Origin of the sequence: Alcanivorax sp. UBA3183, assembly GCF_002364155.1 — a bacterium.
In the GTDB taxonomy this organism is placed as follows: Bacteria; Pseudomonadota; Gammaproteobacteria; order Pseudomonadales; family Alcanivoracaceae; genus Alcanivorax; species Alcanivorax jadensis.
The window spans coordinates 71,641-94,806 of record NZ_DEXN01000017.1; the positions used below are offsets into that span (position 1 = coordinate 71,641).

Below are 23,166 nucleotides of genomic sequence, written 5' to 3' on the forward strand. Positions count from 1 at the left end.
AAAAAACCGGCTTTCGCCGGTTTTTTTACTTCACCACTTTCAAATGGCTGACCTTTCCCTTGCTGTCGTCCTTTTCCGGTTCCGGGGGCGGCGGCTCGGGAGGCGTCTCAGCCGGATCGAAGGCCATACCCTGGCCGTTTTCACGGGCAAAGACCGCTACCACCGCGTTCACCGGCACCCGGATAGTCATGGGCATGCCGCCGAAACGAGCAGAGAACGTAATCTCGTCATTGCCGGCAATAAACTGCGTCACTGCCCTAGGCGCAATATTCAGGACGATCTGACCGTCCTGAACAAAGTCCTGAGGCACTTCCACACCGGGATAGGAGGTATTCACCGCCAGGTGGGTGGTCAGGCCGTTATCACAGATCCACTCGTGGATCGCCCGTATCAGATACGGGCGATTGGGGGACATATCAGACATGATTACAGCGGGTTGCGCAGTTCGCGCTCGGCATCGGTCAGGCTGGCCTGGAAGGCATCACGATCGAACAGACGCTCGGCATAATCCAGCAACGGCTTGACCTGCTTGGCCGGCAGCTCGATACCCAGGGCCGGCAACCGCCACAGGATGGGGCCAACCACACAGTCCACCAGAGTGAACTCTTCGCTCATGAAGTACGGCAGCTCGCTGAAGATCGGCGCAGTGGCAATGATCGCTTCGCGCAGTTCCTTGCGACGCTTGTTGAGGCTGGCCTCTTTTTCTTCACCGGCCAGAATCGCATCAACGTGGCCACACCAGTCACGCTCGACCCGATGGATCAGCAGACGGCTGTGGGCACGGGCTACCGGGTAAACCGGCAGCAACGGCGGATGCGGGAAACGCTCATCCAGGTATTCCATGATGACCGTGGACTGATACAGGGTCAGTTCACGGTCCACCAGGGTAGGCACTTCGTTGTAAGGGTTCAGCGACGCCAGATCTTCCGGCTTGCTGTTATTGTCCACATCAACGATATCGACTGTGACCCCTTTTTCCGCCAGCACGATACGTACGCGATGGCTGTAATGATCTTCCGGGGAAGAAAAGAAAGTCATTGAAGAACGCTTGGTCACCACACCCATGGTCGAATCATCTCCGCACAAATAGCTATAACAGAAACAGGGTAACCGCTTACACGGATACCCTGTTCAACGCTGAAAAGGGGCACTAATCGTTAGTGCACGTCTTTCCAGTATTCCTTCTTGAGCAGGTATGCCGGGACAAGCAGAATGCCCAGGAACACCAATACATACACACCCAGACGCTCACGCAGGGGACGAACCGGCTCCGCGGTGTAAGCCAGGAAATTGGTAAGATCACCCATCTCCTGCTTGAACTCCTCTTCGCTCAGCTCTTCTTCCAGGCTTGCCATCACATGGGGCATGCCCACGTTCTCGAACACCCGGTTGTTGTAACCGAAGGGACGAGACTCGTCTTCGTAGAAGTTGATCAGGTAGGAATACACCCAATCCTCTGAACGATAACGGGTCACCATGGTGAGATCCGGCGGCGCATTGCCGAACCAGGCCTTGGCATCTTCCGATGCCATGGCTGTACGCATCTGATCACCCACCTTGTCGGTGGTGAAATTCAGTTTTTCCTGCACCAGCTCTTCCGGAATTTCCAGATCTTCAGCCAGTCGGCTGTAGCGCTGATACTGCAGACCATGACAGCCCATGCAGTAGTTTACAAACAGCTTGGCGCCATTCTGCAGGCTCACTTTATCCTGCAGATTGACCGGTGCCGGTACTTCATACTCACTCTTGCCACCACCGGCCGCGAAGGCGACCAACGGCAGGCAGCTGAAAAGAACGACCGCTAATTTCTTCATCAGTGACCCCCCGTTACCCGTTCCGGAACCGGCTTGGATTTTTCGAATTTGTGAACAAACGGCATGATCAACAGGAAATAGCTGAAGTAATAGATCGTACCGAACTGAGCCATCATGGTCTTAGCAGGAGTCGCCGGCTGAGTACCAAAATAACCCAGCATCAGGAAGTCCAACACGAAGATCGTCATGAACAGCTTGCTCAACCAGCCACGATAGCGGATGGAGCGAACCGGGTGGCGATCCAGCCAGGGGATCACGAACAGGATCACGATAGCACCACCCATAGCCACCAGGCCCCAGGCCTTGGCAGGCATGATGATATCTAGGGTCGCGGCACGCAACATCGCGTAGTAAGGACCGTAATACCATACCGGTGCAATATGATCCGGCGTCTTCAGCGGGTTAGCCGGCTCGAAATTCGGCTTCTCCAGCAGGTAGCCACCGCCATCCGGGAAGAAGAAGATCACCACGGCAAAGATCATCAGGAACACGATCACGCCGGGCAGGTCCTTCACGGTGTAGTAGGGGTGGAACGGAATGCCATCTACCGGGATACCGTTTTCGTCCTTGTTCTGCTTGATTTCCACGCCATCCGGGTTGTTGGAGCCCACTTCGTGGAGCGCCAGGATGTGCAGTACCACCAGAGCCAGCAGCACGATGGGAATCGCGACCACGTGCAGGGCAAAGAACTTGTTCACCGTCGCAGTGGACAGCAGATAGTCACCACGTACCCAGGTCGTCAGACCTTCACCGATTTCCTTCGCTTCAGCGGCATCGATAAACGGCAACAGATCAAAGGGAATAGCACCGGCCAGGGAAATAATCACCTGGGCGCCCCAATAGGACATGTTGCCCCAGGGCAGCACATAGCCAAGGAAACCTTCCGCCATCAGCGCCAGGTAGATCAGCATACCGAAGATCCACACCAGTTCCCGCGGCGGCTTGTAGGAGCCGTACATCAAACCACGGAACATGTGGATATAGACCACCGCGAAGAAGGCGGACGCCCCTACCGCGTGCATGTAACGGATCAACCAGCCCCACTCCACATCACGCATGATGTATTCCACCGAGGCAAAACCTTCGCTGGGGGAGTAGAACATGGTCAGCCAGATACCGGTGAGCAGCTGGTTGATCAGCACCACCAGGGACAGCACACCGAAGTAGTACCAGAAGTTGAAGTTCTTCGGGGCGTAGTATTCGGACATGTGGCGCTTGTAAGCGTCCACCACGGGCAGACGGGCATCTACCCAGTCGACAACACGATTCACCATTCCCATCATGCCTCGGTCTCCCCTTCTTCAGAACCCACAATGATGACACCTTCACTCAGATAAGAGTGCGGCGGCACCACCAGGTTGGTGGGTGCGGGCACGCCCTTGTAGACGCGACCGGCCAGATCAAACTTGGAACCGTGACAGGGGCAGAAAAAACCACCGTGCTCCAGTTCCACCGTAGGCTCGTCCTCATACAACGGCGAACACCCCAGATGGGTACAGGTGCCAATCAGCACCAGCAGCTCTTTCTTGATAGAGCGCCACTCGTTCTGCGCATAGGCAGGCTGCTGGTCAGCTTCAGACGCAGGGTCACTAAGCTTGCTTTCCAGCTGAGGCAAGGTTTGCAGCATATCGTCGGTACGACGCACCACCCACACGGGCTGGCCTCGCCATTCCTCAACCACACGCTGACCGGGCTCCAGTTTGCCAATATCCACCGTTACCGGCGCACCGGCATTCTTGGCTTTGGCACTGGGTTGCCAGGATTTCACAAAAGGAACAGCCGCGCCAACTGCACCTGCGGCACCAATAGCCGAGGTCAAGCCGATCAAGAAGGTGCGGCGGCTGGTATTAACGCCGTCGTTGCTCATTCAGTTATTCTCCCCTTAGATCCCACGCTCGGGAATAGTCCGAGACTCGAGGTACTACCTCGCGCTCCGGGCGGAGTAAGGCGGCGCAAATGGTAAAGAAAAAGCCCACACCTGACAACCGGTTATTCCCCGGCCAGAGTCGCTAAACGCCTGATTTGAACACAAAAAAGCCCAGCATTGCTGGGCTTTTTTGTGAACAGCTGTTGTAAAGCTTAACGCTTGGAGAACTGCGGGCGACGACGCGCCTTGCGCAGACCCACTTTTTTACGCTCAACTTCACGCGCATCACGGGTCACGTAACCGGCACGACGCAGCTGACCACGCAGCTCACCATCGTACTCCATCAGCGCACGGGTGATGCCGTGACGGATGGCGCCAGCCTGACCGTTGTTGCCGCCACCGCTTACGGTAACCAGCACATCAAACTTGTCGGTCACTTCGATCAGTTCCAGCGGCTGACGAACTACCATCTGGTTGGTTTTACGACCGAAGTAAACATCCAGCGGGCGGCCATTAACAGAAATCTTGCCGCTACCCGGACGCAGAAAAACGCGAGCGGAAGAGGTCTTGCGGCGACCGGTTCCGTAGTTGGTTTCTACAGTTGCCATCAATAAACCCCTTAAATTTCCAGCTGCTGCGGCTGCTGAGCGGTGTGCGGATGCTCAGTACCGGCGTAAACTTTCAGTTTGCGGAACATGGCGCGACCCAGAGGGTTACGCGGCAGCATGCCCTTCACCGCCTTCTCAATGATCATTTCAGGCTTTTCGGCCTGCAGAGTGGAGAAGTTGGCTTCTTTCAGGCCACCCGGGTAACCGGTGTGACGGTAGTACATCTTGTCATTTGCCTTGTTACCGGTAACGGCCACTTTATCGGCATTGACTACGACGATGTAATCACCGGTATCGACGTGTGGAGTAAACTCCGGCTTGTGTTTACCGCGCAGACGGCTGGCGACTTCGGTCGCCAACCGACCCAGCGTTTTGCCGGAGGCGTCTACCACATACCAGTCGCGCTTTACGCTTTCCGGTTTTGCGCTGTAGGTCTTCATGGAATTCTGCCCTAAATTCAATATGTTACGGGTAGCAAACACCCGCCGGCGTCAGTTCCGCCGGGCAAGAGAGCGCGAATTCTACCCAAGCCCCCCAAAGAACACAAGCGGTTCGGGGGCTTTTGTTGTCATGTCGTTTACTGCCTGGCTGCAGGTCAGTTCCCACCATTGTGCCGCAACAGGCAGCATGATGAGATTGGCGCCTATTCTACCCGTGCCTACCGGCCCCTTTGCAAGGAGTACACCATGGAATACCGCCGTCTTGGACGCACTGACCTGAAAATCAGCAGCCTGTGCCTGGGCACCATGACCTGGGGAAGCCAGAATACGGCGGAGGAAGGCCATGCCCAGATGGATATGGCGCTGGACCACGGCATCAATTTTTTTGATACCGCCGAGATGTACGCCGTACCAGCCAGCCCGGACACCTCATTCCGCACCGAAACCATCATTGGCGACTGGTTTGCGCGCACCGGTAACCGCGACAAGATCATCCTGGCCACCAAGGCCGCCGGCCCTGGCGACTATGTAAAACACATTCGCGGCGGTCCGCGTTTCGACCGCTCCAGCCTGCAAAGCGCGGTAGAAGGCAGCCTCAAGCGCCTGCAGACCGATGTGATCGACCTGTATCAGCTGCACTGGCCGGAGCGCACCACCAACTATTTCGGCCGGCTGGGCTACAAGCATCGCGACGGCGAGGACGGCATCGCCATCAGCGACACAGTAGCCGCCCTCAAGGAACTGGTGGATGCCGGCAAGATCCGCCACTGGGGTCTGTCCAATGAAACGCCATGGGGCACCATGACCTTTCTGCGTGAGGCCGAGAAGATCGGCTTGGCGCCGCCGGCCAGCATCCAGAACCCCTACTCCCTGCTTAACCGCAGTTTTGAAGTAGGCCTGGCGGAAATCGCCCATCGCGAGCACGTCGACCTGCTGGCCTACTCGCCCCTGGCCTTTGGCATGCTGACCGGCAAATACCGCAACAACCAGTGGCCCAAAGGTGCCCGGCTGACAGAGGTGAAACAGTTCAGCCGCTACACCAACGACCAGGCCAGCGCAGCCACCGAGGCCTACTGCCAACTGGCAGAGGAACGCGGCCTGAGCCCGACCCAACTGGCATTGCAGTTCGTCACTACCCGCCCCTTTGTGGCCAGCAATATCATCGGCGCCACCAGCCTTTCCCAGCTGGAGGAAAACCTGAAGAGCGTGGACCTGCCCTGGGACCGGGACCTGGAAAAAGCCCTGGAAGCCATCCACACCCGCTTCCCCTACCCGGCGCCCTGATATCAACAGCCCGCCGCGCCCAATACCTGGGCGCAGCGCGTCAAACCTGAAGGCCTTAATACACCTCCGCCTCGACGGTAGGAGTTCCCATCCTGGGGACGAACCGAGCGCAGCGAGGCGACAACGGTTTCGAAAACCCTGTTCTTCCTGAAACCTGTCGAGTGCTGAACCCCTGATCGCCCGCGGGCGATTTCCACGCTAGCGCGTGGTTCGCGCCTCCAGAGGTGTTATTCGCTTCGCTCACCCTTCGGGCCCACGGAAATACGTGCGTTACCCCGCTACGCTCCGTTCCTACAACAGCTCCGCAACCACCGGCCACCCCGAACAGAACCGTTGACGATACCATCAGGATCATGTCAATGTTAACGGCGTTAACTTCGGCAAATGAGAAACCATGGCACGCACGGCATACCACCACGGCGACCTTTACCAGCAGGCCCACGAGCAGGCCCTGGCCATTGTTCGTGAGCAGGGCGACAGCGCTATCAGCCTGCGCGCCCTGGCCAGGCAGATCGGCGTTAGCACGCCGGCGTTGTATCGCCACTATGCCGACCGGGAAAGCCTGCTGGCCGAACTGGCGATCAGCGGTTTCCAGACCCTGCGTCAGTATTTGCTGGCCGTGGACCAGCAAGACAGCCGCAGCGCCCTGATCGGCATCGGCCTGGCCTACGTAGCCTTCGCCCGGGAGGAGCCCAACCTGTACCGACTCATGTTCGGCGGGCGAGTGTTGCCGCGTGGCGCCCACCCGCGACTGGATCAGGCCGGGCTGGCGGCATTCCAGGTACTGGAAGACACCGTGGCAAACGGCCAGCAAAGGGGTTACCTGAAAGCTGCGCCCCTGGCCCTGCTGACCGCCGCCGCCTGGTCCCTGGTGCACGGACTGTCGCAACTGACCATCGACGGCCACCTTCCCGGCCATGACAACGAACCTCAACTGGCAGCGGGCATCACCGCCCTGCTGCTGGACGGCAGCATTGAACGTTCCAACAAGGAGCCCACCCCATGAGCAGCCCCACACCGAGCACCCTGCGCGTTGGCCGACGTTATCGGGCCAATCGCCTCGATGGCCCCTATGACGCCATCATCATCGGCTCCGGTATCGGCGGCCTGACCGCCGCCGCTTGTCTGAGCAAAATGGGCAAGAAGGTGATTGTGCTGGAGCAGCACTATACCGCCGGCGGTTTCACCCACAGCTATGACCGCAACGGCTACGAATGGGATGTGGGCGTGCACTACATCGGCGATATGGGCGCCAAACACACTCTGGCCCGCCGCCTGTTCGATTACGTCACCGACAGCAAACTGCAATGGGCGGCCATGGACGATCACTACGACCGCCTGTTCATCGGCAATCGCCAGATCGATCTGGTCGCCGGGCCCGAGGCCTTTGCCAACGAACTGAAAACCCAGTTTCCCGGCGAAGAGCAGGCCATCGACAGCTATCTGGATTACCTCTCCCAGGTGGCCAAGGCCATGCCCGGGGTGACGCTGGCCAAGATACTGCCGAACCTGCTGGCCCGGCCGTTCCGGCATCTTGCTCGCCGCAAGGCTCCCGACTTTCTCAATCGCACCACCCGGGAAGTACTGGAAACCCTCACCGGCAACCAGGAATTGATTGCCGCCCTCACCGGCCAATGGGGCGACAATGGTCTGGTGCCCGATGACTCCAGCTTTATCATCCACGCACTGATCGCCCGGCATTACCTCTACGGTGGCTACTACCCGGTGGGCGGCGCCTCGGAAATGGCCAAGACCATTATTCCGGTGATCCAGCAAGGTGGTGGCGAAGTCTTCACCTATGCAGACGTGAAGGAAATCCTGATCGACAATGGCAAGGCGGTGGGCGTGCGCATGGCCGACGGCCAGGCCATCCACGCCCCCGCCGTGATCAGCAACGCCGGCGTTTTCAACACCTTTGGGCCATTGCTGCCGGAGAGCGCTCCTCACAAAGCCTTCTATCAAAACAAACTGGGGCAGGTGCAACGCTCCATGGCCAGCGTCTGCCTGTATATCGGCCTGCAGGACACCGCGGAAAACCTGAAGCTGCCGAAAACCAACTTCTGGATTTACCCGGGCGCGGATTACCGCGGTCAGGTTGAGAGTTTTCTCGCCGCCCCGGACAGCCACGATATTCCGCTCACCTATATTTCCTTTCCCTCCGCCAAGGACCCCAGCTTCACAGAGCGCTACCCGGGCCGGGCCACCATCGAGATCGTGGCCCCGGGGCCATTCGAGTGGTATCAGGACTGGGCGGACCAACCCTGGGGGAAACGCGGCGAGGATTACGAGGCGAAGAAGGAAGCCTATGCCCAGCGCCTGCTGGAAAAGCTCTATGAGAAAATGCCGCACCTGCGTGGCAAGGTGGATTACTACGAACTGTCCACGCCACTGTCCACGGACTATTTCTGCCGCTACAGCACAGGCGAAATCTACGGGCTGGACCACACTCCACAACGGTTTGAACAGGACTGGCTGAAACCCAAGACCCGCCTCCCCGGCCTGTACCTGACCGGCCAGGACATCATGACCTGCGGGGTGGTCGGCGCCATGATCGGCGGCCTGCTGACCACCGTTGCTGTCAGCGGCCTGAAAGGCCTGCCGCTGGCCAAGAAAATGTTTGTGGGATAGCCCATGCACCTGCCCTTCTGGCTCAGCACCGCCCTGCTTGCCCCGCTGCTGGTCTGGCAGGGCAAACGGACCCGCCGTACCACCCCGCGCCTGCCGGAAGCCGGCGGTGCACAACACGGCCAGTACGGTGACGGCGAGCCGACACGGCGACTGCTGGTGATCGGCGAGTCCACCGCTGCGGGGGTGGGCGTGGCGCATCATCAAGATGGCCTGGCCAGCCAACTGGCCCGGCAGCTACAGCAGCAAAGCCTTCACACCATTGGCTGGCACAGCCATGGCATTAACGGTATCCGCCTGCAGGCCCTGCTGGACAACCTGAAAACCATCGAGCTACCGGAGGCGGACGCCATTCTGCTGAGCATGGGAGTCAATGACACCACCGGGCTGACACCCAGGCGCCGTTACCGTCAACAGTTGCTGGCCCTGAACGCCCGACTGCCAGGCCCCCTGTACCTGCTTAGCGTACCGCCCATGCACCGCTTTACCGCCCTGCCCTCGCCCCTGCGCCAGCTGCTGGGCTGGCGGGCCAGACAACTGGATGCCATCCAGCAGCAACTGGCGCGGGAGCGGCCCGCTGACTTTATCTATCTGAGCTATCCGCCAATGAACGACCCGGCCCTGCTGGCCGAAGACGGCTACCACCCGAGCATCAAGGGGTATCAGGCCATGGCTACCGCGCTGGCGCCGGCCCTGACCGCAACACTGCTGAGATCGAAGGAAACGCAGGGTGGATTAGCCTGAGCGTAATCCACCTTCTCTCGGCAGCCACGGTACGGAATTCAAACATGGAGGATTACGCCTGCGGCTAATTCACCCTACATTGTCGGGAAGGTTTTACCGCCCTTACCCGAGTGCATAGCAAACATAAAAAAAGGCCCTGCAAGCAGGGCCTTTTTTGCTGGAACGTAGCAAGGGATTAGAAGCGGTAGCTAAGCTGCGCGCCAATCACATCCGCATCCAGTTCATAGGTACCTTTCAACTGAGCGCCTTTATCCGCTCGGTTGATATCCGCATCTTCCACAAAGATATGCGCATAACCCACGTCGATGGTCATGTTCTCCACCGGGGTGAAACCAGCGCCCAGAGTCAGCCAAACGCGGTCGGAATCCGGAGAGATCGCCGAGCGATTATCAGTGCCCTGAGTGGATTCTTCCTTCGCCACACCGGCACGCAGCACGGTAGTTTCATTCATGGCATGACGGACGCCAAGGGAGTAGCGCACGGTGTTTTCCCAGTCGAAATTTTCGGTCGGGTTGAACGCAAGCTGATCGCTCTCTACCTCCAACTTGTCCAGGCTGCTCCACTCCATCCATTCAACACCCATCAGGATCTGAGTGCGATCAGAGAGGTCACCCGCATAGGACAGTTGCAGCGATGCCGGCAAATCAATGGAAGCCTCGCCTTCATAGGTTCCAGCCGCGACAACTGGCGCACCTGCCTGGAAATTGGTCAAGTTAGCACCGAGCTGACTGAAAGTGATATCGCCTTCCACGTCATATTCAATTTTGGAACGATAGGCGACACCAAAGTGGTTATTGTCATCCGGGCTGTAAGTCAGCCCAAGATTCCAGCCGTAGCTATCATCATCACCTTCAAGACGAGTCGCGGCGTTGCGAATATCCGCATCCAGTCGCTGGTAACTCAGGCCCAGCCCTACACTCAGAGAGTCAGTCAGCTGAACACCAAGTGACGGATTAATATTATACGTTCTAAGGTCTGATTCTGTTGAGTACAAGTCCCCAGCAGTAATGGGGCCCAGAGGCGTCAGATAACTATTACCCCAGTTTTTCTCGTACTCGATTTTGGTTCCAAACGGCGCATTCACGCCCAAACCGAAAGTCATCATGTCGCTGAGCGGGACAGCCAGGAAAAGACTACCAACGAAAGGCTCCACGTCTTCGAAATCACCAGGTCCAACGCCTGACTGGGGAATCAAACCTGCAAAGCTGCCGTCATTATCAGCTTCGAACGTCGTATCGACCCACACCTGATGAGCTGCAGCAGAAAGCTCTGCCTGCTTCAGCCCTGCCAGGGTAGCCGGGTTGTACCATTGGTTAGAGGCGTTCTCGCTCAACACACCGGCACCGGCATAGGCGGTACCCAGAGCGGACACGGATTGATAGGACACGGAAAAGCCACTTGCCGCCGCGTGCCCGGCAACCAGGCTCAATGCGGAACCGACAAGAACGGCACCTGTTTTTTTCATGATTTCTCTCCCTCTTCCTCGCAAAGTAATGCTGTCGAAATGATTAAAAGAACAGCAATCCACTTATACACAATAGGCCGCGATACACGCAAGGAATCCCGTTCACTCAGCCTTTCGTATTAGAAAGAGAAAATAAAAAAAAGGCAGCGAATGCTGCCTTTTTTTATTTGCGATCATGCCACCGGCTTCAGTCAGCCAGAACTGCCTTGGCAATAATCGTTTTCATGATTTCATTGGTGCCACCATAAATACGTTGTACGCGGGAATCGGCAAACATGCGCGCCACCGGATACTCCCACATATAGCCGTAACCACCATGCAACTGCACGCACTCATCGATCACTTCGCACTGCAAATCGGTGATGTAATATTTGGCCGCCGCAGCGGTGGGGATATCCAGTTCTTTTTTCAGATGCAGCTCCAGGCAGCGATCCACGTAGGCGCGGGCCACTTCCAGCTTGGTGTGCATTTCGGCAATCTTGAACTGGGTGTTCTGGAAGGCGGCAACCGGCTTGCCAAACGCTTTGCGCTCTTTCACATAATTGATGGTGTGTTCCAGAGCGGATTCCGCCATGGCCAGACCACCGATGGCAATCCCCAGACGCTCCTGCGGCAGTTCCTGCATCAGGTAGACAAAGCCCATGCCTTCTTCGCCAAGCAGATTCTCCGCCGGCACTTTCACGTCCTGGAAGAACAGCTCGGAGGTATCCTGGGCTTTCATGCCCACTTTCTTCAGGTTGGTGCCCTTCTCAAAGCCTTCAGAGTCGGTTTCTACCACAAACAGGCTGATGCCCTTGGCACCTTTGGACGGATCGGTTTTCGCCACGACGATGACGATATCCGCATTCTGGCCGTTGGTAATAAAGGTTTTGGAACCGTTGAGGATGTAGTGATCGCCCTCTTTCACGGCAGACGTCTTCACGCCCTGCAGATCTGAGCCGGCACCCGGTTCTGTCATGGCGATGGCACCAATCACTTCACCGGTCACCATTTTCGGCAGGTATTTCTGCTTCAGGGCTTCGGAGCCATTGTGCTCGATGTAGGGGGCCACGATTTCCGTATGCAGGCCCCAACCGATACCGGTCAGGCCCAGGCGGGACACTTCCTCACCAATCACCACACTGTAGAGAAAGTCGGCACCGATACCGCCGTACTCTTCTTCGACCATGGGGCACAGGAAGCCCTGCTCACCCGCCTTCAGCCAGACGTCTTTCGGCACAACACCGGTTTGCTCCCATTCTTCATGATGCGGCACCGCCTCGTTTTCGAGGAATTTGCGCACGGTATCGCGGAAGGTTTCATGGTCGGAACTGAACAACGTACGGGGAATCATCATGCTCTCCGGTATCAGGTTATCAGGGGTGGCCCCGATACCGGGCTCGGCCGGGGCAAAGAATGCCACATTCTGTGCATTTAGCCTGCCAGCGGGCAATGACCGAAATGTTCAACGCTGGGCAGCGATGACAATTCCGGCCAATGACGAAAACGGTCTCAGGCCCGGTGCTCGAGGCCCAGATATTCGGAGGACTGCATTTCCTGAAGGCGGGAGCGGGTTCGCTCGAATTCGAAATCCAGACGGCCACCGGCATAGATGTCTTCGATGGGCACTTCTGCGGTAATCACCAGCTTCACGGCCCGATCGTAGAACTCATCCACCAGATTGATAAAACGCCGGGCCATATCATCCTTACCGGCCCCCATCTGCTCCACATTGGAGACCAGCACGGTATGAAACTCCCGCGCTACTTCAATGTAGTCGGTCTGGCTGCGCGGCCCATCACACAGAGCCTTGAATTCAAACCAGACCACGTCATCAGCACACATGACCGAGGAGATCTTGCGCCCCTCGATCAGCACATTGCCGTGGTCACGGTGGCGGGAATGATCCGGCTCCAGGGTATGAAACCGTTCGCGGAGAAACGCATCAGCAGCCTTGCCCAGCGGACAATGGTACAACTCGGCCTGCTCCAGTAGCCGCAGACGGTAGTCATTGCCGCCGTCCACGTTGAGCACCTTGGTGTATTCCTTGAGCAGCTCGATGGCCGGCAGGAAGCGCGCCCGTTGCAGGCCATCCTTGTAGAGGCCATCAGGCTCGATGTTGGACGTCGCCACCAGGGTCACGCCATTGGCAAACAACTCACCCATCAGCCCGGCCAGGATCATGGCATCGGTGATGTCAGTGACGAAGAACTCATCAAAACACAGCACCCGGGCCTGACTGGCAAATTTCCGGGCGATGCTGACCAGCGGATTCTTTTCCCCCTGGCGCTCACGCATTTCCCGATGCACCTTCTGCATGAAACGGTGAAAGTGCATGCGGCGTTTTTCCTTGAACGGCAACGCCTGGAAGAACACGTCCATCAGGTAGGTCTTGCCGCGGCCGACGCCACCCCACATGTACAGCCCCGTGAGGGTACGGGGCTTGCGGAAACGTGACAGAAAGCCCCCACCGACGGGCTCTGCCAGCAACCGGTGATAGAGCTCATCCAGCTCTGCCACCGCCCTTTCCTGGGCGGGGTCCTGGAAGAAATCTTCGCGCTGAAGGTCGGCTTTATACTGCTCAAGAGGCGTCATGGGTCTCGGGGCCTGCTGCTCGGACGGGGCAATGTAGCGTCGCCAAAGGGGACTGACAAGGTTGTCAGCCAGGCAAATGGCTGGCGGCGGCCTGCTTCAGCTCTACCAGCTTGCCATGGAAGAAGTGGCCGCAATCCGGGAAACGGATTAAATCCGGCGCCAACGGCGTCGCTTCTGCCCAGCGAAACACCTGCTCCGCCGGGACCACTTCATCATCGTCCCCCTGGACCACAGTCACCGGGCAACCGGTCTGCTCGATATCATCAAAGGGATAATGGTGTACCGGCGGCGCTACCAGCAACAGCTCCCGGGCAGGCATACCGTTGGCCTTGAGTATTTCCGCCCCGCGGGCGGCCACGAAGCTGCCGAAGGAAAAACCGGCAAGCCACAGGGGCAGATCCGGCCAGGTATGAGTCAGCCAACTGTGTATCGCCAGCAGATCTTCGGTTTCGCCGATGCCGTCGCTATAGGCCCCCTGGCTTTCGCCGACGCCGCGGAAGTTGAAACGCACCACCACCGCGCCCTGGTCCCGGGCCAGGCGACTCAGGCTGGTCACCACCTTGTTGTCCATGGTGCCACCAAACAGGGGGTGCGGGTGGCAGACAATGGCGACAAATGAGGGCGTGTCACTACCCTGTTCCACCACGGCCTCAAGATTGCCCGCCGGCCCGGAGAGACTTTGCCGCTGTTGTGCTGCCATATTTCACCTCTCTCGCATTTCTTGCCCTGCCGACCAGCTGCTGCACCCGGACGCAAAACCTTACGCCGCATCAAGGACTTCAAGAGTATCAACAGTCTCTTACACCTTGGAGCCTATTCATGGCCTCTTCACAACCGCGCCGGAGTCAATTTTGTTGCCAGCTCGTGATGGCGATTTTGTAGTGTAGTCATTCTACATGAACAAGCGCCATCGCGGGCTGGCGGCAAAAGGGGCCCGGCCCTTCGGGTTGCCGCTAAAAATGGCCCCATGCTGTGTTATGAACCTTGAACTTGACCCGTCAGGCCCTGCGGTTCATGCCTTGCCTGGGACCATTTTTAGCGGCAACGCGGTTGTGAAGAGACCCTGAATAGGCTCTAACCCTTGGCGACTGCCCGGCACTGTGCTGGAATAGCTGGAATTCAGAAGGAGTATGCCATGGATATGCTGACAACTGGGGTGCTGTGCTTCGCCGCCGGCGTGGTAGTGGGCGCAGGATTACTGTTCTGGTTGTTACCGGCACGGCGTCAGGCCGGCCAGTTGATCCGTGATCGCGATGAGGCCCGCCAGGCCCTCAATCATTATCGTGATCAGGTGGATGACCATTTCCTGCACACCGCAGAGCTGGTCAACGATATGACGCAGGCCTATCGCTCTGTCCACGAACATCTTTCCAAGGGCGCTCAGGCACTGTGCTCCGAAGTGGGTCGCAAACGGGCGGTGGCGAAATCCCTGGATTCCGCCCCGCAAAAAGGCAGCGATGAACCGGTGGCGCCGCCGCTGGACTATGCCCCCAGCGCCAAGGGCGGCACCCTCGCCGAGGATTTCGGCCTGCAACAGAAAGCCACCGGGCCTTTCACACCGGTGGATGTGGCAGACAGCCCGGTACCTGACAACATCGTCGAGCCGCCACGTGATTATGCGGAAGGCTGTGACGAACAGGGTTGCCCGCCGGAAGAGAAGAAATGAGAGGAAACTGAAGCGCAACAGGCGTCATGCAACCGCCTTACCGCGTCAACCGGTTCCTGTTTTGCATTTGTCGCCGAATAAAAAAAGTCCGCTTTCGCGGGCTTTTTTATTTCCTGGCCGAGTGGCCTGACAGTTCCGCTTTGACTTCTCGTGGCCCTGTAGTCAGGCCTAGTAGTAACGGCCCAACACTCCCGGGACCTTTCCCGGCTGCAATTATCCGGCAGGGAATGAACCATCACAGATTTCGATGGCGATCCTGGGAGCCGGGTTATTCAAAGACGCCTTGCCATGAATTACTGGAACGTATCCGCCACCCGCATGGGTACCGGCTCATCTTCCATCACAATCTCCGCCGGCAGTTGGCCGGCCGGGTCGCCATCGGCCTGGATCGGCTCATCGGCGCCCTCACAGCGGATCTCCACCCGCTGGGCCCGTAGGCTGGCAACGCCGTCGACCCGCTCCATACGCCCCAGCAACAGCGCAGCCAGGCAACGCAGCAAGAAACTGACTCCCGGCTTCTGGAACAACAGCACCTGTACCTGGGGCCGCAGGATGTTGGCTTCCCGGCTGAGCACAAAGCTGCCGCCGTAATGGCGACCATTGGTGACAATGGCGGAGAAACAGTCCAGCGGACGGCCATCCACCATGACCCGGTAATGACGCTGACCGTAACGGCGGATCTGCGCGAGCATGGACTGCACATAGGCCAGTTTGCCGAAGCGCTCCTTCACCGCCAGATTCACCCCGTTCACCACCCAGGCGTCATAGCCGATGCCACACATCATGATAAAGCGCCGGCCGTTGAGCCGGGCCGGCGTCACCGGCACATTCTTGCCATTGACCACGATCTGAGCCGCCAGCTCCGGCGTTCTGGGCAACTGCAGCTCTTTTGCCAGCACATTGGCAGTGCCAGTGGCAAAGACGCCCAGGGCCACACCGGGAGCCAAACCATTGAGGACTTCGTTGGTGGTGCCGTCACCGCCCACCGCCACCACACAGTCGCCCTGATCTTCCAGGCCCTGCAGGTACTCGGTGGCATCACCCGGCCCACGGGTGTGGTAAAGGCGCACCCGGGCGCCCTGTTTTTCCAGTTCGGCCACAAAGCGGCAAAGCAGCTTCTCCCGACCACCACCGGCGGTCGGGTTATATACAACAGTAATCTTCATGGGATCAGGGTGTTCCTCAGAACCTGTTTCAGGCCGGATTATCGATATCGATAAAGATATGTTCCACACCGAACCGCTCATTGAGCCATTGCCCCAGGGCCTGGACCCCGTAGCGTTCGGTGGCATGATGACCACAGGCGAAATAATGCATGCCGGTTTCCCGGGCAAAGTGGGTGGTGGGTTCGGAAATCTCACCACTCAGATAGGCGTCCACACCCCGGGTCTGGGCCTTGTCGATAAAGCCCTGGGCACCGCCGGTGCACCAGCCGATGGTTTCTATTTCGTCGCCCGGATCCCCCACATGCAGCGGGGTCCGACCCAGCACCGCTTCCGCGTGGGCGGCGAACTCCGCCGCAGACATGGGGCTGTCCAGCCGCCCCACATTGCCGATGGGGCGCGGCGAATCGTCCAGCCCCCCTTCCACACTGAAACCCAGACGCCGGGCGAGCTGGGCGTTATTACCCAGAGTCGGGTGCGCATCCAGAGGAAGATGATAGGCAAACAGGTTGATATCGTGACGTAACAGAGTCTGCAGGCGCTGCTTTTTCATGCCCCGCACCCGCTGGTTTTCGCCCTTCCAGAAGTAGCCATGGTGGACCAGGATGGCATCCGCGTCTTCCACGATTGCTGCATCGATCAAGGCCTGGCAGGCGGTAACCCCGCTGACCACCCGCCGGATCTGCTCGCGGCCTTCCACCTGCAATCCATTGGGACAGTAATCCTGAAAGTGATCCGCAGCCAGCTCCTGGTCGAGCAAGGTCAGCATGTAATCGCGCTTGAGCATGACACCTACCGGGCAATGATCTGATAATATTGCGCGCAGTTTACCTATCCAGACCCGCGCTTGTCTCGTTCGCACCCCGTCTCGTCGGCTGCGCAAGGCAATAGCACGGGCCAAAGCGAGCGCATGGGGGCATTGTCGGTGATCAGAGCCTTTCGTTTTTTTGCCGGACCGATCCTGGCGGGCCTGGCCGTGGGCCTGGCTGTGCTGTGGTGGTACGAGTGGGGCCCCAATGCCCGACCCGGTCGCTATGACAGCGGCACCGCCAGCTATGCCGGCGCGGTCAACCACGCCGCCCCGGCGGTGGTCAATATCTTCACGACCCAGATTCTCGCCAGCGAGGATGTGCCGGAAGACCCCCTATTCAACCGCTTCATGGAAGAACCCCGCCGGGAACGGGCACTGAACAGCCTGGGCTCCGGGGTAATCGTGGACGACAAAGGCTACATCCTCACCAGTTATCACGTAATCCGCGATGCGGACGAAATCCTGGTAGCCCTGCGCGATGGTCGCGACGCCCCGGCACGGGTAGTCGGCACTGACCCGGAAACCGATCTGGCCCTGCTCCATGTGGCGCTGGAGGACCTGCCGGAAGTGGAACTCAATGGCAACGGCCCGGTGCAGGTAGGTGATGTGGTGCTGGCCATCGGCAACCCGCTAGGCGTGGGCCAGACCGTCTCCATGGGCATTGTCAGCGCCACCGGGCGCAGCCATCTGGGCATTGCCACCTTCGAAAACTTCATCCAGACCGACGCGGCCATCAACCGGGGCAACTCCGGCGGCGCCCTGATTGATACCCGCGGCCATCTGATCGGCATCAACACCGCTATTCTCTCGGCGGATGGCAGCTGGCAGGGCATCGGCTTCGCCACCCCGGCCTCCATTGCCCGGGAAGTGATGCGCGACCTGATCGACCATGGCCGGGTAATTCGCGGTTACCTGGGCGTCACCGTGCAGGATATTACCCCATCCCTGGCCGAAACTTTCGGCATGGATCAGGTCCGTGGCGGCGTGATCACCGAAGTGGTCATCGACAGCCCCGCCCACAAGGGCGGCCTGCAACCCGGCGATGTGCTGGTGGGCATCAACGACATCGCCATGGCCGACGGCTACGAAGCCATGAACCGCATCGCCGGCATGAAACCGGACGAGAAAGTCAGCCTCAACATCGTCCGCAATCGCCAGCCCCTGACCGTGGATGTGGTCATTGGTACACGGCCGCCGGCGGAAACGGAATGAGGGTTAATTGATAGTTGATAATGGATAATTGATAACGTCGCGAGCCTGTCTCGCGGTTATCCTGAAAGCAAAGAGGCCGCGTCCAATGACTTGAGCGCGGCCTCTTTGCTTTCAGATTATTCCTGCGCTTGATCGCGCAGTTATCAATTATCCATTATCAACTATCAATTGCCTTTCAAAGCCCTTCCACCCCACTCAAACTCTCCCCCGCCGGATAACGAATCTCGAAGCCCTGCTTGAAGCTTTCCTCTCCGCCGGCGGGCAGGGTGAATTGCCAGCGTTGCAGGCCCTTCACATCATCCACATCGCGGTCATCGGCGGGCTTGCCTTTGGCAGTGACGGTAATGTCATCGTTGCCGGCCACCGGCAAACGGTCCAGCAGGTTTACCGTGATCGACTTGTCGTAGTGGGAGGTGAGAGTAATGTTCTTCAGGGCCGACAGAGTGCTTTCCTTGCTGATCAGGCCGGTCTCGCCTTCCCGGGAAGGCTCGCGGACCACATCGATCTGCAGGCGCGGGTCATCACCGAAGCTCATTTTTATCTGCTCGCCCTGCTTGATGCTCTCGCTGCGGTGATAACGGGTCAGGCGCTGACCATCGCGCAGCAAAGTGACGCTGCCCGCCAGCCAGGGCAGCGGGCTGGTGTTCTTCCACTCCCCAACCAGCAACACCGCAGGCTGCTGCCAAAGATAGCTTTCCCGGCTCAGCGTCACCGGCAGTTCTGCCTGCTGATAGGGTACCCGAGCACTGGCGTCGCCACTGGCCAGGGACAGCGGCGCCGAGAGCGGCACGCGCATATCGAAACCGTGCGCAACAGGAGGCGCCATCGGCATGCTGTTGCCGCTCGCCATGTCCGCCTCATAGGCAGCAGGCTCGGCCATTACCGCTCGCAATGATTGCTTGCGCATTTCCGGCTGTGGCGTTGCCAGACGTAAGATCCAGGGCTGCGGGTCCGGCAAGTGGCGGTAGCCGGCGGGCACCAGCCCCAGGGTAGCGCTGACATTCTGCCAATCTTCACCGGTGCGGTTATGAATCAGGGCAATACCGGTTACCGCCACGGTTTCACTACCGCTATTCATATCCACGCGCAGCTGGTTCTGCCAGCCGGCCTGTCCGGTAAAATACTGCAGCTGAACCCGCGCAGTGGAAGGCTTGGCCGTGCTGACGGTGAGAACCAGCTCGCGACTGCGCGTCTGCCCCTGACCCAGTTGCTGGCGCTCTTGGCGCAGGGCATCCAGTGTCTGCTGCTGATCGTGACGCGTCACCGCCCGCTGATTGATGGCCGTCTGACGTTTTTCCACCGCCTTGCCGATGGATTCCCAGGCGCTGGACCACTTTTCCACTGGCACCTGGGCAAACACTGCCTGCCCCTGGGGAGCCTGCCCCATCAGGGATTGCAGATGATTGATCTGCTGCTGATCCAGGCCATCAGCCGCCTTGGCAGCAGCCATGGAATGCTCCAGCTCGCGGATGGCTGTATCCAGCTCGGCGCGACGGGCTGATACATCGGCTTTATTGATGGCAAATCCCTGGCGCATACCCAGCAACTGAGCCCCTTCCACTGCCACCTGCAAGCTGTCCAGATCCAGCTCCGGCAAGCCGCTGACCAGCAATTGGTGTTCACCGGCAGACAGAGGCTGGCTGAGAGCGCGAGTCAGGTGGGCCTGGGCGGGAAACAGCACCGCATCGGTCACCGGGGCGGCAACAGTGAAATCGGCGGCAAAAAGAGGGGCCGGCAACAGCGCGCAGGCAAGCAGTAAGGTTTTTTTCATTATCGGGGCCTTTCCGTTGGGCGATACCTGTTAGTACCGCAGGGATGCGGAAAGGTTCAAGCGGGGACGCTTGCGGCGCTGGTTGGCGCGATCTCTCTCCTTGTGTAGCAAAAGATTTTTTTACCACAGAGGACACAGAGCTCACTGAGAAAAAGATAAACCCGGGCGGCCCGCGTAGGGTGCACTGAGCCTAAGGCGAACTGGACCCTACGCATTCTGCAATGGATGTTTTATCAACGGCAGAATCGCGCCGCCAGCGACGTTCCTACACGAAAGGCTTTCACCACAGGTTACCGAGCCAGCCTTTTTCTCTGTGTGCTCGGCGCCCTCTGTGGTGAAAAAAGATTTTTCCGCAGCGGGAATCAGAGCAGCGTGTCCAGCGCCTCAATCAAGGCCTGATTCTGCTCTACCGTACCAACAGTAATTCGCAGGTAATCAGCAATGCGCTCGGGTTTACCGAAGTGACGCAAGATGATGCCCTGCTCTCGCAGGCCCTGAGCCAGGGAGGAACCACTGTGTTGCGGGTGAAAGGTGAACAGGAAGTTCGCCGCTGACGGCAGACTCTCGAAGCCCCGTGCCGCCAGTTTTTCATTGAGCCAATCCCGCTGACTGATTACCAGCTCACAGCCCTGTGCGAACCATTCCTGGTCCTCAAACGCCGCAGCGCCAGCGGCAATGGCCAGCTGGTCCAGCGGATAGGAATTGAAGCTGTCTTTGATGCGGTTGAGGCCATCGATCAGTGCTTCGTCGCCCACCGCCAGACCGATGCGCAAACCGGCCAGGGAACGAGACTTGGACAGGGTCTGGGTGACCAGCAGGTTCGGGTAGCGATTGACCAGGCTAATGGCCGTGTCGCCGCCGAAATCAATATAAGCCTCATCAATCACCACCAATGACTCGGTATTGGCTTGCAGCAGACGCTCAATCTCACTCAGTGGTAACAACCTGCCGGTGGGGGCGTTGGGATTGGGGAAAATAATCCCGCCGTTGGGACGCGGCTTTTCTCCATCAAGATAGTCTCCGACATCAATGGCCAGCTCGGCATTGAGCGGTACCGCCTGATAGTCGATCTGATAAAGCCCGCAGTACACTTTATAAAAGCTGTAGGTGATATCCGGAAAAAGGAGCGGTTCATCCTGTTTGAAAAAGCCCATGAACAGATGCGCCAGCACTTCATCGGAACCGTTGCCGACAAATACCTGGGAGCGTTTGATGTCATGGCCTTTACCAGAATAGTAATCGGCAATGGCTTGCTTGAGCTGGCTGCTGTCCGGGTCCGGGTACAAGCGCAGTCGCTCGTCCGCCCCCGCACGAATCACCTCGATCACCTTGGGCGAGGGGCCCAGCGGATGCTCGTTGGTGTTCAGCTTCACCAACCTCTCTATCTTCGGCTGCTCGCCGGGGACGTAGGGTTCCAGGTGGTGAACGAAATCGCTCCAGTACTTGCTCATAGATCTTCAACCAAAATATTTTTACCACAGAGGGCACAGAGTTCACTGAGGAAAAGACGGCCCCACGTAGATTGCTGTTCGCTAAGCTGAGCGCACCCTACACATCACAGGCTCTTCACGACTTCACACAAGAGCACGGTTTTTTACTCTGTGCCCTCTGTGGTGAACAATTATTTCTTGATCCGATACTCGGCACTGCGCGCGTGGGCGGTGAGGCTTTCGCCGCGGGCCAGGGGTGAGGCGATTTTCGCCAGTTCACTGGCACCCTCCGGGGAGCAGCCGATCAGCGAGCTGCGCTTCTGGAAATCATAGACACCCAGGGGTGAAGAAAACCGTGCCGTCGCACTGGTGGGCAACACGTGGTTGGGGCCCGCGCAGTAATCACCCAGAGCTTCCGGCGTGTGACGGCCCAGGAAGATGGCGCCGGCATGACGAATCTGCTTTGCCCACTGTTCCGCGTCGTCGATGGACAACTCCAGGTGCTCGGAGGCGATGGTATTGGCCAGGGCGATGGCCTGCTGCAGATCCTGCACCTGAATCATGGCCCCGCGGTTTTTCATGGACGTGCGGATGATGGTTTCCCGCTCCAGGGTCACCGCCAGTTTTTCCATGGACTCGGCCACCTGCTGCAGGAAGTCGCCATCGGGGCTGACCAGAATGGCCTGGGCTTCCTCGTCATGCTCTGCCTGGGAAAACAGATCCATGGCGATCCAGTCCGGGTCGGTCTTGCCGTCGCATACCACCAGAATTTCCGACGGGCCGGCGATCATGTCGATGCCCACCTTGCCGAACACCTGACGCTTGGCTTCCGCCACATAGATGTTGCCGGGACCCACGATCTTGTCCACGGCAGGGACAGTGTCGCTGCCGTAGGCCAGCGCCGCCACCGCCTGGGCACCGCCAAGAGTGAACAGCATGTCCACCCCGGCAATAGCCGCCGCCGCCAGCACCATGTCATTGATTTCACCATCAGGGGCCGGAGACACCATGATGATTTCACCGACGCCGGCCACCTTGGCCGGCAGGGCATTCATCAGCACCGAGCTCGGGTAGGCAGCCTTGCCGCCGGGCACATAGATACCGGCCCGATCCAGCGGCGTCACCTGTTGGCCCAATAAAGTGCCATCCGCTTCCCGGTACTGCCAGGAATCCTGCTTCTGCTTTTCATGATAGCGACGCACCCGTTCGGCGGCCGCTTCCAGCGCCTGGCGCTGTTCGGCGGGAATACGATCCAGTGCCGCCTGCAATTGATCATGCCCCACCACCAGCTCATCCATGCCGGCCACGTCACGGCGGTCAAAGCGGTTGGTGTATTCCACCAGCGCCGCATCGCCGCGTTTGGCCACATCACGAAGAATGCCGCGCACCCGATCCGCCACTTCCTCGTCTCGCTCTTCGGACCAGGCGGTAAGGGCGGCCAGCTTGGCATCGAAATCCGCGTCTTTGGCGTTAAGCCAGGTGGTTTCCATGGTTGGCACCGTAGTCAAAGTCACAATCTGTTAGGGGGGAAGCAATTGATAATTGAGAATGGATAATTGATAACGGAGCGCTCAATGTCTTGACGATCTGAAAGCTCAATGGCCGCGCCCAGAGCCTGGGCGCGGCCTGTTGCGCTTGATGATAGAGAGCCTGTCCCGCGCGTTATCAATTATCCATTCTCAATTATCAATT

22 protein-coding genes are annotated in these 23,166 nt (G+C 58.7%); 6 read left to right on the top strand and 16 right to left on the bottom strand.

The window, feature by feature from the left end:
* Window positions 1–25: 25 nt before the first annotated feature.
* The 7 genes from B3Q33_RS07755 to rplM all read right to left on the bottom strand — a co-directional run bounded on the left by B3Q33_RS07755 (window position 26) and on the right by rplM (window position 4,729).
* Window positions 26–424: a ClpXP protease specificity-enhancing factor gene (locus B3Q33_RS07755; protein ID WP_035248041.1), complete on the bottom strand. Its 399-nt coding sequence runs from the start codon at window positions 422–424 to the stop codon at window positions 26–28.
* A 2-nt stretch (window positions 425–426) separates the two neighbouring features.
* Window positions 427–1,065, bottom strand: coding sequence for a stringent starvation protein SspA (gene sspA / locus B3Q33_RS07760; protein WP_035248043.1), 639 nt, complete (start codon window positions 1,063–1,065; stop codon window positions 427–429).
* Window positions 1,066–1,157: 92 nt separating this feature from the next.
* On the bottom strand, window positions 1,158–1,814 hold the full coding sequence (locus B3Q33_RS07765) for a cytochrome c1 (RefSeq protein WP_035248045.1): 657 nt from the start codon (window positions 1,812–1,814) through the stop codon (window positions 1,158–1,160).
* Window positions 1,814–3,088 carry a cytochrome b gene (locus B3Q33_RS07770; RefSeq protein WP_232222081.1) on the bottom strand — a complete coding sequence of 425 codons (1,275 nt, stop codon included), beginning with the start codon at window positions 3,086–3,088 and terminating at the stop codon, window positions 1,814–1,816. The genes B3Q33_RS07765 and B3Q33_RS07770 overlap by 1 nt, the downstream gene beginning before the upstream one ends.
* 5 nt (window positions 3,089–3,093) lie before the next feature.
* Window positions 3,094–3,681 carry a ubiquinol-cytochrome c reductase iron-sulfur subunit gene (petA, locus tag B3Q33_RS07775; protein ID WP_272961587.1) on the bottom strand — a complete coding sequence of 196 codons (588 nt, stop codon included), beginning with the start codon at window positions 3,679–3,681 and terminating at the stop codon, window positions 3,094–3,096.
* Window positions 3,682–3,893: 212 nt separating this feature from the next.
* Window positions 3,894–4,289, bottom strand: a complete 396-nt coding sequence (gene rpsI, locus B3Q33_RS07780; protein WP_035248049.1) for a 30S ribosomal protein S9 — start codon at window positions 4,287–4,289, stop codon at window positions 3,894–3,896.
* 11 nt (window positions 4,290–4,300) lie between these two features.
* The gene (gene rplM, locus B3Q33_RS07785; protein ID WP_035248051.1) at window positions 4,301–4,729 is read right to left on the bottom strand and encodes a 50S ribosomal protein L13; all 429 of its coding nucleotides are present in this window, start codon (window positions 4,727–4,729) and stop codon (window positions 4,301–4,303) included.
* A gap of 246 nt (window positions 4,730–4,975) precedes the next feature.
* On the opposite strand from rplM, the gene B3Q33_RS07790 reads away from it, so the two are divergent.
* The 4 genes from B3Q33_RS07790 (at window position 4,976) to B3Q33_RS07805 (ending at window position 9,382) form a co-directional block, all read left to right on the top strand.
* Complete coding sequence (locus B3Q33_RS07790) at window positions 4,976–6,013, top strand: aldo/keto reductase (protein ID WP_272961588.1); 1,038 nt, start codon at window positions 4,976–4,978, stop codon at window positions 6,011–6,013.
* Between the two features lie 394 nt (window positions 6,014–6,407).
* Window positions 6,408–7,019 (top strand): TetR/AcrR family transcriptional regulator, encoded by a 612-nt coding sequence (locus B3Q33_RS07795; protein WP_272961589.1) that lies wholly within the window; start codon window positions 6,408–6,410, stop codon window positions 7,017–7,019.
* On the top strand, window positions 7,016–8,641 hold the full coding sequence (locus B3Q33_RS07800; RefSeq protein WP_035248057.1) for a phytoene desaturase family protein: 1,626 nt from the start codon (window positions 7,016–7,018) through the stop codon (window positions 8,639–8,641). The genes B3Q33_RS07795 and B3Q33_RS07800 overlap by 4 nt, the downstream gene beginning before the upstream one ends.
* A 3-nt stretch (window positions 8,642–8,644) precedes the next feature.
* Window positions 8,645–9,382: an SGNH/GDSL hydrolase family protein gene (locus B3Q33_RS07805; RefSeq protein ID WP_052042804.1), complete on the top strand. Its 738-nt coding sequence runs from the start codon at window positions 8,645–8,647 to the stop codon at window positions 9,380–9,382.
* A gap of 175 nt (window positions 9,383–9,557) precedes the next feature.
* Here B3Q33_RS07805 and B3Q33_RS07810 read toward each other — a convergent pair whose 3' ends face one another.
* From B3Q33_RS07810 to B3Q33_RS07825, 4 genes are all read right to left on the bottom strand, one after another.
* Complete coding sequence (locus tag B3Q33_RS07810) at window positions 9,558–10,847, bottom strand: OmpP1/FadL family transporter (protein ID WP_035248059.1); 1,290 nt, start codon at window positions 10,845–10,847, stop codon at window positions 9,558–9,560.
* A 187-nt stretch (window positions 10,848–11,034) separates the two neighbouring features.
* Window positions 11,035–12,180, bottom strand: a complete 1,146-nt coding sequence (locus B3Q33_RS07815; RefSeq protein ID WP_035248235.1) for an acyl-CoA dehydrogenase family protein — start codon at window positions 12,178–12,180, stop codon at window positions 11,035–11,037.
* 158 nt (window positions 12,181–12,338) lie between these two features.
* Window positions 12,339–13,421, bottom strand: coding sequence for a cell division protein ZapE (gene zapE / locus B3Q33_RS07820; RefSeq protein WP_035248061.1), 1,083 nt, complete (start codon window positions 13,419–13,421; stop codon window positions 12,339–12,341).
* Between the two features lie 64 nt (window positions 13,422–13,485).
* Window positions 13,486–14,121 carry an alpha/beta hydrolase gene (locus tag B3Q33_RS07825; protein WP_272961590.1) on the bottom strand — a complete coding sequence of 212 codons (636 nt, stop codon included), beginning with the start codon at window positions 14,119–14,121 and terminating at the stop codon, window positions 13,486–13,488.
* Window positions 14,122–14,556: 435 nt separating this feature from the next.
* On the opposite strand from B3Q33_RS07825, the gene B3Q33_RS07830 reads away from it, so the two are divergent.
* On the top strand, window positions 14,557–15,087 hold the full coding sequence (locus B3Q33_RS07830) for a YhcB family protein (protein WP_035248065.1): 531 nt from the start codon (window positions 14,557–14,559) through the stop codon (window positions 15,085–15,087).
* 293 nt (window positions 15,088–15,380) lie between these two features.
* On the opposite strand, the gene B3Q33_RS07835 is transcribed toward B3Q33_RS07830, so the two are convergent.
* Both B3Q33_RS07835 and B3Q33_RS07840 read right to left on the bottom strand, forming a co-directional pair.
* On the bottom strand, window positions 15,381–16,253 hold the full coding sequence (locus B3Q33_RS07835) for a diacylglycerol/lipid kinase family protein (protein ID WP_035248066.1): 873 nt from the start codon (window positions 16,251–16,253) through the stop codon (window positions 15,381–15,383).
* Window positions 16,254–16,281: 28 nt separating this feature from the next.
* Window positions 16,282–17,037, bottom strand: coding sequence for a Nif3-like dinuclear metal center hexameric protein (locus B3Q33_RS07840; RefSeq protein WP_035248069.1), 756 nt, complete (start codon window positions 17,035–17,037; stop codon window positions 16,282–16,284).
* Window positions 17,038–17,160: 123 nt separating this feature from the next.
* Between B3Q33_RS07840 and B3Q33_RS07845 the strand changes: the two genes are divergently transcribed.
* Entirely contained in the window at window positions 17,161–18,273 is a 1,113-nt protein-coding gene (locus tag B3Q33_RS07845; protein ID WP_035248071.1) for a S1C family serine protease, read from the top strand.
* A gap of 175 nt (window positions 18,274–18,448) precedes the next feature.
* Here the strand turns inward: B3Q33_RS07845 and B3Q33_RS07850 are convergent, their stop codons facing one another.
* The 3 genes from B3Q33_RS07850 to hisD form a co-directional block, all read right to left on the bottom strand.
* Window positions 18,449–20,044 (bottom strand): DUF4139 domain-containing protein, encoded by a 1,596-nt coding sequence (locus tag B3Q33_RS07850; RefSeq protein ID WP_272961592.1) that lies wholly within the window; start codon window positions 20,042–20,044, stop codon window positions 18,449–18,451.
* Window positions 20,045–20,406: 362 nt separating this feature from the next.
* Window positions 20,407–21,495 (bottom strand): histidinol-phosphate transaminase, encoded by a 1,089-nt coding sequence (hisC, locus tag B3Q33_RS07855; protein ID WP_272961593.1) that lies wholly within the window; start codon window positions 21,493–21,495, stop codon window positions 20,407–20,409.
* A 170-nt stretch (window positions 21,496–21,665) separates the two neighbouring features.
* Window positions 21,666–22,964: a histidinol dehydrogenase gene (hisD, locus tag B3Q33_RS07860; protein ID WP_272961594.1), complete on the bottom strand. Its 1,299-nt coding sequence runs from the start codon at window positions 22,962–22,964 to the stop codon at window positions 21,666–21,668.
* Between the last annotated feature and the right edge of the window lie 202 nt (window positions 22,965–23,166).